Consider the following 13,155-nt stretch of genomic DNA (forward strand, 5'->3'; position numbering starts at 1 on the left):
CTCAGGCCGCGCCTAATTACTCGAACCAGTGGGCTCGGGCGGCCATGATCAACTTGCCGGCACGATCATCGTCAATGCCGTCGATGTCGAGCAGGTCGTCAATAGACTGCTCGGCCAGGTCTTCGCGGGTAATTACGCCGCGCACCGCCAGTTCCATCGCCAAATCCTTGTCCATACCCTCAAGCGAGAGCAGGTCTTCGGCCGGATGGGCGTCTGCCAGCTTTTCCTCAGTAGCGATGGCTTTGGTCAACAAACGATCCTTGGCGCGAGCGCGAAGCTCGTTGACGGTTTCTTCGTCAAAGCCGTCGATGTTGAGCATTTCTTCCAACGGTACGTAGGCAATCTCTTCCAGGCTGGTGAAGCCTTCATCTACCAGCACCTGTGCCAGGTCTTCGTCGACTTCCAGCTCGTCGATGAAGTTGCGCAGGATGTCGCCGGTTTCTGCTTGTTGCTTAGCCTGGATGTCCGATTCGGTCATCACGTTCAGGGTCCAGCCAGTCAACTGGCTGGCCAGACGCACGTTCTGACCACCGCGACCGATGGCCTGAGCCAGATTGTCTGCGCCAACGGCGATGTCCATTGCATGGGCATCTTCGTCAACGATAATTGCCGCCACTTCAGCCGGCGACATTGCATTGATCACGAACTGAGCCGGGTTATCGTCCCACAGGACGATGTCCACACGCTCACCGCCCAACTCGCCGGACACTGCCTGGACGCGCGAACCGCGCATACCGATGCAAGCGCCTTGCGGGTCGATGCGTTTGTCCTTGGAACGGACCGCGATCTTGGCGCGCGAACCCGGATCACGGGACGCAGCCATTACTTCGATCAGGCCTTCAGCGATTTCCGGCACTTCGATGCGGAACAACTCGATCAGCATTTCCGGCGCGGTACGCGACAGGATCAGCTGCGGGCCGCGGTTCTCGGTGCGGATTTCCTTGAGCAGCGCACGCAGACGCACGCCAACCCGGAAGGTTTCGCGAGAGATGATGTCTTCACGGGCCAGCAACGCTTCAGCGTTATTGCCCAGGTCGACGATCACGTTGTCGCGGGTGACTTTCTTCACGGTGCCGGAGATGATTTCCCCAAGGCGCTCGCGATAGGCGTCAACGACTTGAGCACGCTCGGCTTCGCGAACTTTCTGCACGATGACTTGCTTGGCAGTCTGTGCGGCAATGCGGCCGAACTCGATGGATTCGATCTTTTCTTCGACTACGTCACCGACCTTGGCGCCAGGATGCGTTTCGGCAACCTTGCTCGGCCAGGTTTCGATGGCCGGATCGTCCAGGTCTGCTTCTTCGACAACCGTCCAGCGACGGAATGTCTCGTAAGCACCGGTGTGGCGATTGATTTCCACACGCAGATCGACTTCGTCCTCAAAACGCTTTTTGGTAGCAGTGGCCAGAGCCAGCTCCAGCGCTTCAAAAATTACGTTTGCCGGTACGCCCTTTTCATTGGATACCGACTCAACAACCAGCAGTACTTCTTTGCTCATCGTACGCCTCGCCTTTCGCAAGCCATTGGATCCGCGGGATCCGCGTCTCAGTCAAAACTGGGAATAATGTTGGCCTTGTCGATCATATCGATCGGCAACAGGAACTCATGGTCTTCAACCTGCACCACGACGTCCTGCTCTTCTACACCGCGCAGAAGGCCTTGAAAGTTGCGTCGACCTTCAAAAGGCGAGCGCAGCTTGATCTTCACTTGTTCACCGGCAAATTTTGCAAACTGCTCAAGAGTGAACAGCGGGCGTTCCATGCCAGGCGAGGAAACTTCAAGGGTGTATTCAACGGAGATAGGATCTTCAACATCCAGTACACCGCTGATCTGACGGCTGACGATGGCACAATCGTCCACCAGCACGCCGCCCTCTTTATCAATATAAACGCGCAACATTGAGTGGCGACCTTGAGCCGAAAACTCAATACCCCAGCATTCATAGCCTAGGGCCACGACCACCGGGGCCAGCAAGGCCTGCAACTCTTCTAGCTTGCTCGACACCTGAACCCCCTCGTGCATGTATGTGCATGCTGTGCAAAATAAAAAAATGGGCGAAACGCCCATCCTTGAAACGCCGTCGAACAGCGGCGTAGAAAGTGTCCAGCTAACAAAAAGCCCCTTAAAAGGGGCTCCTTAAACTGGTTGCGGGGGCCGGATTTGAACCGACGACCTTCGGGTTATGAGCCCGACGAGCTACCAGACTGCTCCACCCCGCGACAAAGCTGGGGCGGAAGTATACGACCGATCCCTGACAGGGTCAATGTAACCTTCCACCTACAAGAAAGCCCGCAACAGCGGGCTCTCCTGATAATTGGTACCGAGAAGGGGACTCGAACCCCTACACCCTATGGGCACAACCACCTCAAGGTTGCGTGTCTACCAATTCCACCACCTCGGCAATACTACGTTTGAAACCTTCTTACTTCTGCTCTTGAGCTGGAGGCACGTCAGTCGCTGGAGTAGCCGACTTTTGCTCTTGAAGCACCGGGACATCATCAGAAGCCGGTTGTTGCTTTGGAACTTCCAACACTGCCGGGTTTGGCAAACCTACTTGAGTCAGCTGGTGAGCCTTCTCTTTAGCAAAGTAACCTAACCCCAAGCTGGTTATGAAGAAACCGGCGGCAAGTATAGCAGTAAACTTACTAAGAAAGGTAGAGGAACCTTGGCTTCCGAACACAGTATTTGAAGCACCTGCTCCGAAAGATGCGCCAGCGTCCGCACCCTTACCCTGCTGCAGCAATACCAGAGCAACTACGCCCAATGCACCCAGCAGATGAAAAACGACTACGACTGTTTCCAGCATTTTTTCAGTTTCCCGCGGCGCGACAAATCGCACCGAACTCATCTGCATTCAGGGAAGCTCCACCAATGAGCCCCCCATCGATATCCGGCATGCCGAACAGTTCGACCGCATTGGCCGCCTTCACGCTGCCGCCGTATAGAAGCCGCACACCTCGTGCGACTTCAGAATTCTCTGCCGCCAACTGCTCGCGAATGGCCTTATGCACATCCTGAGCCTGTTGCGGCGTTGCAGTCAGCCCTGTGCCAATAGCCCAGACCGGCTCGTAAGCGATCACTGCCTCGGCAAAGGCACCAACACCCAGCTCCTCTATGATACTGCCCAGCTGACGCCCGACAACCTCAAGAGTTTTCCCGGCTTCGCGCTGCTCGAGGGTTTCCCCTATACACAACACCGGAATCAAGCCACATGCCTGTGCCGCTGCGAACTTGCGATTCAGCATACCGTCCTGCTCGCCCATAATCTGGCGGCGTTCGGAATGCCCGACAAGTACCAGGGAACAACCTGCATCCACCAACTGACTCGGCGCAACCTCACCGGTCAATGCGCCCTGCATCGATTCCACCGCAGAGTTCTGCGCGCCGACCGAAATCGACTTGCCTTTCAAGCCATCAATCACTTGATTGATATACAAGCAAGGCGGGAATACCGCGACATCAACATCGCTCGGCAAGGCCAGATGACGAAGGCCGTTGATCAGCTCAGCGACGCTGGCGCGGGTACCGTGCATCTTCCAGTTACCAGCTACCATAGGGCGACGCATGCTGTACCTCGTCGGTCAAAGTGGGCGCAGATGTTACCCAACACAATCATGGCTGGCAAGCCGAAATCAGGCAGAAACTTCAGTTACCAGTTTTGCCAGCTCTTCGGCATAACCACGAACCTGGGTTTCGTCCTCTCCCTCGACCATGACGCGCACCAGCGGCTCGGTCCCGGACTTGCGCAACAGCACGCGCCCACGACCCGCCATTGCCTGAGTGACACGATCACTGGCGGCCTTGACTGTCGGATGCTCGAGCGGGCTCGCGCCACCGCCAAACCGAACATTGATCAGCACCTGAGGACACTTGCGCAGCGCCTGACGGGACTGAGCAAGACCTTCTACACGCCTCTTCAGCGCCATCAGCACCTGCAATGCAGCAATGATCGCGTCACCGGTGGTGGTGTGACCGAAACAGACAATGTGGCCCGAGTTTTCACCACCCACCAGCCAATCGCGCGCCAGTAATTCGGAGATGACATAACGGTCGCCAACGTTGGCTCGCACAAAAGGAATCGCCAGATCCGCCAAGGCCAACTCCAGCCCCAGATTACTCATTAGCGTACCGACCACCCCCCCCTGCAACTTGCCACGCTCATGCAGATCGCGAGCGATGATGAATAGCAATTCATCACCGTCAACGACAGCACCGGTGTGATCAACCATCTGGACACGATCACCGTCCCCATCAAAGGCGATCCCCAAATCCGCCTGCTCGGCCAACACGGCAGCTTGCAGCGGCGCCATATGGGTCGAACCGCAATTTTCATTGATGTTCAGGCCATTAGGATGAGCAGAAAGCACAACGACCTCGGCCCCCAACTCACGGAACACACTAGGCGCCACCTTGTAGGTCGCGCCATGAGCACAATCGAGCACGATCTTCAGGCCGGCAAAACTGGTACCGGTCGGAACGCTGCTCTTGCAAAATTCGATATAACGGCCCGAGGCATCGTTGATTCGCGACACCTTGCCGATCTTGCTCGATTCAACCACTGTCATCGGGGTATCGAGCAACTCTTCAATCATCAGCTCGACTTCATCCGGGAGCTTGGTGCCCTTCCCAGAGAAAAACTTGATGCCGTTGTCGTCATGAGGGTTATGCGAAGCGCTGATCACGATGCCGGCTTCGGCATGAAAGGTCCGCGTCAGATAAGCGATGGCCGGCGTCGGCATCGGCCCCAGAAGCATCACATCAGCACCTGCCGATGTCAGCCCGGCTTCAAGCGCCGACTCGAACATGTAACCGGAGATCCGGGTATCCTTGCCCACGAGTACCTTGCAAGCACCCATGCTGCGAAATGCCATGCCCGCTGCCCAGCCAAGCTTGAGCATGAAATCAGGAGTAATAGGGTATTCACCGACCCGACCACGAATGCCGTCGGTGCCAAAGTATTTCTTGCTCATAAGTACTCCATCATTCTTATTCGGCTGATTCTACCGCGGCGATCATCCGCACCACGTCGACTGTTTCCGCCACATCATGGACGCGCAATATACGCGCACCTTTGACCAAGGCCAGCGCCGCGAGTGCCAGACCGCCATGCAGGCGCTCCCCCACCGGCCGGTTCAACGCTTGCCCGATCATGCTTTTTCTCGAAACCCCGACCAACAGGGGCCGCCCCAAGGCGTGCAAGGCCTCCATATGTTTAAACAAGCTCAGGTTGTGCTGCAGGGTTTTCGCGAAGCCGAAGCCCGGATCAAGAATGATCCGCTCAGCGGGAATACCCACCGACGCACATTGGGCCACGCGCTCGGCGAGAAACTCGCCAACCTCTTTCGTAACATCCTGATATTGCGGATTATCCTGCATGTCGCCCGGCTCGCCGAGCATATGCATCAGGCACACCGGCAAACCGGTGGCCGCCGCCGCATCCAGGGCACCGTCGCGGCGCAACGAGCGCACGTCATTGATCAACCCCGCACCCAACCTCGCAGTTTCGCGCATGACGGCAGGCGTGGAGGTATCGACCGAGATAATCACATCCAGCTCGCGACTGATGCGCTCAACGATAGGCGCTACGCGCTCCAGCTCTTCAAGCGCTGAAACCGCCCTGGCACCGGGCCGGGTCGATTCGCCACCGACGTCGATCAGCGTCGCGCCAGCCACCACCATCGCCTCGGCGTGGCGCAGGGCTGCATCCAACTGACTGTATCGGCCGCCATCGGAAAAGGAATCGGGAGTGACATTGAGAATGCCCATGACATGCGCCTGGGCCAAATCAAGAACCCGATTGCCGCAAGGCAACCGGGTCGAGGACTGAACAGAAGTCATTTCAAACCTTATACATCAGCAGCCGGGCCACCGATGGGTGTTTCCGGACGCCCATCCTGCACCACGGGAGGCGTGCCGGAAGTATCGCTGCCGCCAGACCAATCGCGAGGTTCGCGAGGCGTGCGACCCGCCATGATGTCATCGATCTGATCGGCATCGATCGTCTCGTACTTCATCAAGGCATCCGCCATAGCGTCAAGCTTGTCACGGTTATCCGTGAGGATCTGCTTGGCGGTTCCGTAGCACTGGTCAATGATGCTGCGCACTTCGGAATCGATCAGTTTGGCTGTCTCGCCGGAGAAGCTGGCATGCTGGCCACCACCGCCACGACCGAGGAACACTTCGCCTTCTTCTTCGGCGTACATCAACGGACCGAGTTTTTCCGACAACCCCCACTTGGTCACCATGTTCCGTGCAATCTGGCTGGCACGCATGATGTCGTTGGACGCACCAGTGGTGACGCCGTCGAAGCCCAAGGTCATCTCTTCTGCGATACGACCGCCGTATAGCGAGCAGATCTGGCTGATCAGTGCACGCTTGGACAGGCTGTAGCGATCTTCTTCCGGCAGGAACATGGTCACACCAAGTGCGCGGCCGCGCGGAATGATCGACACCTTGTAGACCGGGTCGTGCTCAGGTACGACGCGGCCGACGATAGCGTGGCCGGCTTCGTGATAAGCAGTGTTCTGCTTCTCTTTCTCGGACATGACCATGGATTTGCGCTCGGCACCCATCATGATCTTGTCTTTGGCCAGTTCGAACTCTTTCATTTCGACGATGCGCTTGCCGGCACGGGCTGCGAACAACGACGCCTCGTTCACCAGGTTAGCCAGGTCGGCACCAGAGAAACCAGGAGTACCGCGAGCGATCACGGCCGGAGCGACGTCCTCACCCATTGGCACTTTGCGCATGTGGACTTTGAGAATCTGCTCACGACCACGGATATCCGGCAGGCCGACCACGACCTGACGGTCGAAACGACCCGGACGCAGCAAAGCAGGGTCCAGTACGTCTGGACGGTTGGTCGCAGCAATGACGATGATGCCGTCATTCATTTCGAAGCCGTCCATCTCTACCAGCAACTGGTTGAGGGTTTGTTCGCGCTCATCGTGACCGCCGCCCATGCCGGCGCCACGGTGGCGACCGACGGCGTCGATTTCATCGATGAAGATGATGCATGGCGCATGCTTCTTCGCCTGCTCGAACATGTCACGAACACGGCTGGCACCGACACCAACGAACATTTCGACAAAGTCGGAACCGGAAATAGTGAAGAACGGCACTTTGGCTTCGCCGGCAATTGCCTTGGCGAGCAAGGTTTTACCGGTACCCGGAGGACCGACCATCAGCACGCCGCGAGGAATGCGACCGCCCAGGCGCTGGAACTTGCCTGGATCGCGCAGGAACTCGACCAGCTCACCCACTTCTTCCTTGGCTTCGTCGCAACCGGCAACGTCAGCCAGGGTAGTTTTCACCTGATCCTCGGAGAGCAGGCGCGCCTTGCTCTTGCCGAAGCTCATCGGCCCACCTTTGCCACCAGCACCGCCCTGCATCTGCCGCATGAAGAACATGAACACGGCGATGATCACCAGGATCGGGAAGCTTGCAACCAGGAGCTGAGTCCAGATGCTTTGCTGCTCAGGCTGCTTGCCTTCAACCACAACGTGGTTGTCCACGAGGTCGCCGATCAGACCGTTGTCCTGGATTGCCGGACGAATGGTCTTGAAGCTGTCGCCATCGTTGCGCTTGCCGGTAATCACGTAGCCGTCAACTGCTACGCGCTCGACCTTGCCATCCTTGACCTGCTGGATGAAGTCGGAATAGTTGAGGGTCTGCGGCTCATTAGGGCTGGAGAAGTTGTTCATCACTGTCACCAGGACAGCCGCGATGATCAACCACAGGATCAGATTCTTTGCCATATCGTTCAATTAACTACCCTCTGAAGCAAGCTCCGCTAATGGCGCGCGCTTCGCATGATATTCACCGGCCTAACTTACTACATTACCTACGACTCTGGCAGGCGCCGTCTGTAACCCTTTGTGAAACACTTTCTACACAATATTCGCTAATGCTCGCGGGGCGAAATACGAAAATCCTATCGACCCGCAAAAAAACCTCGATTTACTCACTACGGCCGCGGTAGCCCCAAGCCAGCATGTATTGCTCGCGGGAACTGCCACGGGAAGAGTCCGGCTTGATCATCTGAACCTTGTCGAATTTCTGACGAGCGTCCTTCACGTAAGCATCAAACCCTTCGCCCTGAAACACCTTGATCACGAAATTACCACCCGGCTTGAGTATCCGAGCCGCCAGATCAAGAGCCAGCTCACATAGAAACATGGCTTTTGGCATGTCCACCTCAGGCGTACCACTCATATTGGGGGCCATATCGGAAATCACAAGGTCCACCTGCGAATTACCCACGGCTTCAAGGATCTGAGCGAGCACTTCGTCCTGGGTGAAGTCACCCTGGATGAAAGTCACGTCCGGAATGCTGTCCATTTCCAGGATGTCCGAGGCGATCAGACGCCCCTGACCACCGATCAGCCGACTAGTGACCTGCGACCAGCCGCCGGGCGCCGCACCCAGGTCGACAACGCTCATACCCGGACGGATCAGCTTGTATTTCTCCTGGACCTCCAGAAGCTTGTAACTCGCACGCGAGCGGTAACCATCCTTCTGCGCCTGCTTCACATAGGGATCATTGACATGTCTTTTCAGCCAACCAAGGCTTGTCTTGGAACGCGCCATTGGGCACCTCGATGATAAGGGTCGTGATTAATTGGGCGGATCCACGAACCCTCGGGTAAAATGGCCGCCATTTTACAGAATCCAGACTAAAGGGTCAGATTATGCCGCTCACTCAAGAGCAGAAGAAACAGTACAAATCCATTGGCCACCATCTGAAACCAGTTTTGATTGTGGCTGACAACGGTTTGACTGAAGGTGTGTTAGCCGAACTTGAACGCGCGCTGGCGGATCACGAGCTGATCAAAATCAAGCTCAACATCCTCGATCGCGAATCGCGCCTGGCAGCCATTGCAGAACTCTGCAAGGTCGGCAAAGCAGATCTGGTTCAGGTCATCGGCAAGATGGCACTGATTTATCGCAAGAACTTCAGCGTCAACAAGCAGCTGTCGAACGTCCATCGCTTCAAGTGATGACAAGGGTCAAGGGTGTGCTTCGCGCACCCTGACACTCCACCCAGGCACCGGTTGCATTACCAGCACCAGCCCGGAAAAGCCCAGAACAAGATAGCTGAACAGCTGCCATTGCACCGCCTCCGGCCAGCCTGCGTGCACCGCGAAGAACATCGCACACGCATACAACGCCATCATCAGCAGTTGCCCGCGAACATCTCGCCATAGACTGGCAAGGCCCTCGGCCTGAATCAGCACCAAAGCCTGAAAAACCACACACGCTGCGGCAAACCCCACCATCAGCGCATTCAGCATGCCTGCAATTTCGTCGATCAGCAGCGGCGCCAGGCCTATTCGCCCCAGCACCGGCAGCAGACCGATGTGCAACAACCACAGGCCGCCAACCCACAACATCTGGGTCAGCTGCCAAAGCATGGCGCCCGCACGTAGCGGGCGCCTTCTTTCAGATGTGGCGAACTTCGACAATCTCATACTCGATAACGCCACCCGGCGTTTTGACCGCCACCACGTCACCCTCTTCCTTGGCAATCAAGGCACGGGCAAGTGGCGAACCGACCGAAATCTTGCCGAGTTTGAAGTCAGCCTCATCCTCACCCACGATGTGGTAAGTGACGCGCTCATCAGTCTCGACGTTGGCGATCTCGACGGTAGTACCGAAAATCACTTTGCCGGTGTGAGGGATGGTCGTGACATCGATGACGACCTGATTCTGAATCCGGCCTTCGATGTCACGAATCCGCGCCTCGACCATACCCTGCTGCTCGCGAGCAGCGTGGTATTCGGCGTTCTCCTTCAGATCACCCAACTCGCGGGCCGTACCGATGTCCTGGCTCAACTTCGGACGGACGACCTTGGTCAGATGAGCGTGTTCTTCCTCCAGGGCTTTCGCGCCCTGGACCGTCATTGGGTATTTGATCATGCCTTCAATCCTGCGTGTAGATCCTGCAAGCGGCGCACGGTCTTCTCGGGACCGAACTTCAGCGCTTCGCAGATAGCTTCGCCAGCAGCAATGGTAGTGGTGCAATAAATCTTGTGCTGCAGGGCATTACGACGAATGGAGTAGGAATCGGCGATCGACTGGCGACCTTCGGTGGTGTTGATGATCAAGGTGACTTCGTCATTCTTGATCATGTCGACCACGTGCGGACGACCCTCGGTCACCTTGTTCACACGACGCACTTTCAGGCCTGCGGCTTCGATCAGCTTGGCAGTACCGGCAGTGGCGACCACTTCGAAGCCCAAGTTGATCAGATCACGGGCCACGCCTGCAACCAGTGGCTTGTCATCATCACGCACACTGATGAACGCGGTACCGCCAGTCGGCAGCACTTCGCTGGCGCCCATCTGGGCTTTGGCAAAGGCTTCGCCGAAGGTGTCGCCCACGCCCATCACCTCACCGGTGGACTTCATTTCCGGGCCCAGGATCGGGTCTACGCCAGGGAATTTGGCGAATGGGAATACCGCCTCTTTCACACTGTAGAAGTTCGGAATGATTTCTTTGGTGAAACCGACTTCTTTCAGGGTTTTACCGGCCATCACACGAGCCGCGATCATCGCCAGGGACACACCGATGCACTTGGAGACGAACGGTACGGTACGGGAAGCGCGCGGGTTGACTTCGATGACGTAGATGTCTTCGCCTTGCAGCGCCAACTGAACGTTCATCAGACCGATCACGCCCAGTTCCAGGGCCATTTTCTTGACCTGTTCGCGCATCTCGTCCTGGATATGTGCAGGCAGCGAGTACGGAGGCAGGGAGCATGCGGAGTCACCGGAAGTGAACGCCGGCCTGTTCGATGTGCTGCATGATCGCGCCGATCACCACATCCTTGCCGTCGCAGACCGCATCCACGTCCATTTCGATCGCGCAGTTGAGGAAGTGGTCCAGCAGCACCGGGCTGTCGTTGGACACTTGAACCGCTTCACGCAAATAGCGCTTGAGCTCTTCTTCTTCGTAGACGATTTCCATCGCACGACCGCCCAACACGTAGGACGGACGAACCACCAGCGGGTAACCGATCTTGGTAGCGGCACGAATCGCTTCGTCTTCACTGCGCACGGTGGCGTTAGGCGGCTGACGCAGGTTCAGGCGCTCAACCATCTGCTGGAAGCGCTCACGGTCTTCGGCACGGTCGATGGCGTCAGGGCTGGTACCGATGATTGGTACACCAGCAGCTTCCAGGGCACGGGCCAGTTTCAACGGAGTCTGGCCGCCGTACTGGACGATCACGCCTTTGGGCTTCTCGACGCGGACGATTTCCAGCACGTCTTCCAGGGTCACTGGTTCGAAGTACAGGCGATCGGAGGTGTCGTAGTCGGTGGAAACGGTTTCCGGGTTGCAGTTGACCATGATGGTTTCGTAACCGTCATCGCGCAGCGCCAGTGCAGCGTGTACGCAGCAGTAGTCGAACTCGATACCCTGGCCGATACGGTTAGGACCGCCACCCAGGATCATGATCTTGTCGCGACCCGATGGCGCGGCTTCGCACTCCTCTTCATAAGTGGAGTACAGGTAGGCAGTGTCGGTGGCGAACTCGGCGGCGCAGGTGTCAACGCGCTTGTAGACCGGGAACACTTCCAGTTTATGACGGTGAGTACGCAGGTTCTTCTCGGTCACACCCAGCAACTTGGCCAGACGCTGATCGGAGAAACCTTTGCGCTTGAGGCGGAACATCAGGTCGCGATCAATTGCCGACAGGCCCAGGGTCTTGACCTTCTCCTCTTCCTTGATCAGATCTTCGATCTGCACCAGGAACCAAGGGTCGATCATGTTCATGCCGAAGATGTCTTCGACCGACAGGCCGGCGCGGAACGCATCGGCGACGTACCAGATGCGCTCGGCGCCCGGCACGGTCAGTTCACGCTTGAGGATGCTCATGCTTTCCGGGTTGCTCAGGTCGAGCTTCTCGTCCAGACCGCAAACACCCACTTCCAGACCGCGCAGAGCTTTCTGCAGGGATTCCTGGAAGGTCCGGCCGATGGCCATGACTTCGCCGACCGACTTCATTTGCGTGGTCAGGCGCGCGTCAGCCTTGGCGAACTTCTCGAAAGCGAAGCGCGGCAGCTTGGTCACGACGTAGTCGATGGACGGTTCGAAGGACGCCGGAGTCTTGCCACCGGTGATGTCGTTCGACAGCTCATCCAGGGTGTAACCCACAGCCAGTTTGGCCGCGACCTTGGCGATCGGGAAACCAGTGGCTTTCGATGCCAGAGCCGAGGAACGGGATACCCGCGGGTTCATCTCGATGACCACCATTCGGCCAGTGTTCGGGCAGATGCCGAACTGGACGTTGGAGCCGCCGGTTTCCACGCCGATCTCGCGCAATACCGCCAGGGAGGCGTTACGCAGGATCTGGTATTCCTTGTCGGTCAGGGTCTGTGCTGGCGCAACAGTGATCGAGTCACCGGTGTGCACGCCCATCGGGTCGAAGTTTTCGATGGAGCAGACGATGATGCAGTTGTCCTTCTTATCGCGGACAACCTCCATCTCGTATTCTTTCCAGCCGATCAGGGATTCGTCGATCAAAAGCTCTTTGGTCGGCGACAGGTCCAGACCGCGAGCGCAGATTTCTTCGAACTCTTCACGGTTGTAAGCGATACCGCCACCGGTGCCGCCCATGGTGAAGGACGGGCGAATGATGCACGGGAAGCCCAGACGCTCGAGAACCGCGTTGGCCTCTTCCATGCTGTGGGCGATACCCGAACGCGGGCAGTCCAGACCGATGGATTTCATCGCCTTGTCGAAGCGCGAACGGTCTTCGGCCTTGTCGATGGTGTCAGCGTTGGCGCCGATCATTTCTACGCCGAACTTCTCCAGAACGCCTTCGCGCTCCAGGTCCAGGGCGCAGTTCAGAGCGGTCTGGCCACCCATGGTCGGCAGCAGTGCGTCCGGACGCTCTTTCTCGATGATCTTGGCAACGGTCTGCCATTTGATCGGCTCGATGTAAGTGGCGTCGGCCATGGCCGGGTCGGTCATGATGGTCGCCGGGTTGGAGTTCACCAGGATGACGCGGTAGCCCTCCTCGCGCAGGGCTTTACAGGCCTGGGCGCCGGAGTAGTCGAATTCGCAGGCCTGGCCGATCACGATCGGGCCAGCGCCGAGAATCAGGATGCTTTTAATGTCTGTACGTTTTGGCATGGGTTGTCACTCAAATCC

The 13,155-nt window shown here is 57.5% G+C and carries 11 protein-coding genes, 2 tRNA genes and 1 pseudogene; 1 reads left to right on the forward strand and 13 read right to left on the reverse strand.

Translation table 11 applies throughout. The annotated features are described in order from the left end of the window. Positions 1 to 16: 16 nt before the first annotated feature. The 10 genes from nusA to rlmE form a co-directional block, all read right to left on the reverse strand. Positions 17 to 1,498, reverse strand: coding sequence for a transcription termination factor NusA (gene nusA, locus ACZ9BB_RS20200; protein WP_007900474.1), 1,482 nt, complete (start codon positions 1,496 to 1,498; stop codon positions 17 to 19). A gap of 47 nt (positions 1,499 to 1,545) precedes the next feature. Next, positions 1,546 to 2,004 carry a ribosome maturation factor RimP gene (gene rimP / locus ACZ9BB_RS20205; RefSeq protein WP_007973115.1) on the reverse strand — a complete coding sequence of 153 codons (459 nt, stop codon included), beginning with the start codon at positions 2,002 to 2,004 and terminating at the stop codon, positions 1,546 to 1,548. 138 nt (positions 2,005 to 2,142) lie between these two features. Continuing rightward, positions 2,143 to 2,219: transfer RNA gene (locus ACZ9BB_RS20210), tRNA-Met, on the reverse strand. A gap of 96 nt (positions 2,220 to 2,315) precedes the next feature. Continuing rightward, positions 2,316 to 2,401: transfer RNA gene (locus ACZ9BB_RS20215), tRNA-Leu, on the reverse strand. Between the two features lie 21 nt (positions 2,402 to 2,422). After that, positions 2,423 to 2,806: a preprotein translocase subunit SecG gene (gene secG / locus ACZ9BB_RS20220; RefSeq protein WP_017336473.1), complete on the reverse strand. Its 384-nt coding sequence runs from the start codon at positions 2,804 to 2,806 to the stop codon at positions 2,423 to 2,425. Between the two features lie 4 nt (positions 2,807 to 2,810). After that, the gene (tpiA, locus tag ACZ9BB_RS20225; protein WP_476215662.1) at positions 2,811 to 3,566 is read right to left on the reverse strand and encodes a triose-phosphate isomerase; all 756 of its coding nucleotides are present in this window, start codon (positions 3,564 to 3,566) and stop codon (positions 2,811 to 2,813) included. Positions 3,567 to 3,632: 66 nt separating this feature from the next. Next, positions 3,633 to 4,970, reverse strand: coding sequence for a phosphoglucosamine mutase (gene glmM / locus ACZ9BB_RS20230; protein ID WP_476215664.1), 1,338 nt, complete (start codon positions 4,968 to 4,970; stop codon positions 3,633 to 3,635). A 16-nt stretch (positions 4,971 to 4,986) separates the two neighbouring features. Further along, positions 4,987 to 5,838, reverse strand: a complete 852-nt coding sequence (folP, locus tag ACZ9BB_RS20235; protein ID WP_476215666.1) for a dihydropteroate synthase — start codon at positions 5,836 to 5,838, stop codon at positions 4,987 to 4,989. 8 nt (positions 5,839 to 5,846) lie between these two features. Further along, on the reverse strand, positions 5,847 to 7,757 hold the full coding sequence (ftsH, locus tag ACZ9BB_RS20240) for an ATP-dependent zinc metalloprotease FtsH (protein WP_476215668.1): 1,911 nt from the start codon (positions 7,755 to 7,757) through the stop codon (positions 5,847 to 5,849). Positions 7,758 to 7,959: 202 nt separating this feature from the next. Next, positions 7,960 to 8,589: a 23S rRNA (uridine(2552)-2'-O)-methyltransferase RlmE gene (gene rlmE, locus ACZ9BB_RS20245; RefSeq protein WP_007900501.1), complete on the reverse strand. Its 630-nt coding sequence runs from the start codon at positions 8,587 to 8,589 to the stop codon at positions 7,960 to 7,962. A gap of 101 nt (positions 8,590 to 8,690) precedes the next feature. Between rlmE and ACZ9BB_RS20250 the strand changes: the two genes are divergently transcribed. Next, the gene (locus tag ACZ9BB_RS20250) at positions 8,691 to 8,999 is read left to right on the forward strand and encodes a YhbY family RNA-binding protein (protein WP_305423615.1); all 309 of its coding nucleotides are present in this window, start codon (positions 8,691 to 8,693) and stop codon (positions 8,997 to 8,999) included. 9 nt (positions 9,000 to 9,008) lie between these two features. Here ACZ9BB_RS20250 and ACZ9BB_RS20255 read toward each other — a convergent pair whose 3' ends face one another. The 3 genes and pseudogenes from ACZ9BB_RS20255 to carB all read right to left on the reverse strand — a co-directional run bounded on the left by ACZ9BB_RS20255 (position 9,009) and on the right by carB (position 13,137). Beyond that, positions 9,009 to 9,413, reverse strand: coding sequence for an MFS transporter (locus tag ACZ9BB_RS20255; RefSeq protein WP_476215671.1), 405 nt, complete (start codon positions 9,411 to 9,413; stop codon positions 9,009 to 9,011). A gap of 28 nt (positions 9,414 to 9,441) precedes the next feature. Beyond that, complete coding sequence (greA, locus tag ACZ9BB_RS20260; protein WP_218440744.1) at positions 9,442 to 9,918, reverse strand: transcription elongation factor GreA; 477 nt, start codon at positions 9,916 to 9,918, stop codon at positions 9,442 to 9,444. Beyond that, positions 9,915 to 13,137 (reverse strand): annotated as a pseudogene (gene carB, locus ACZ9BB_RS20265) (carbamoyl-phosphate synthase large subunit). The gene greA and the pseudogene carB overlap by 4 nt, the downstream one beginning before the upstream one ends. Positions 13,138 to 13,155 lie beyond the last annotated feature (18 nt).

The sequence above is a fragment of the Pseudomonas sp. TE3552 genome (assembly GCF_056278945.1).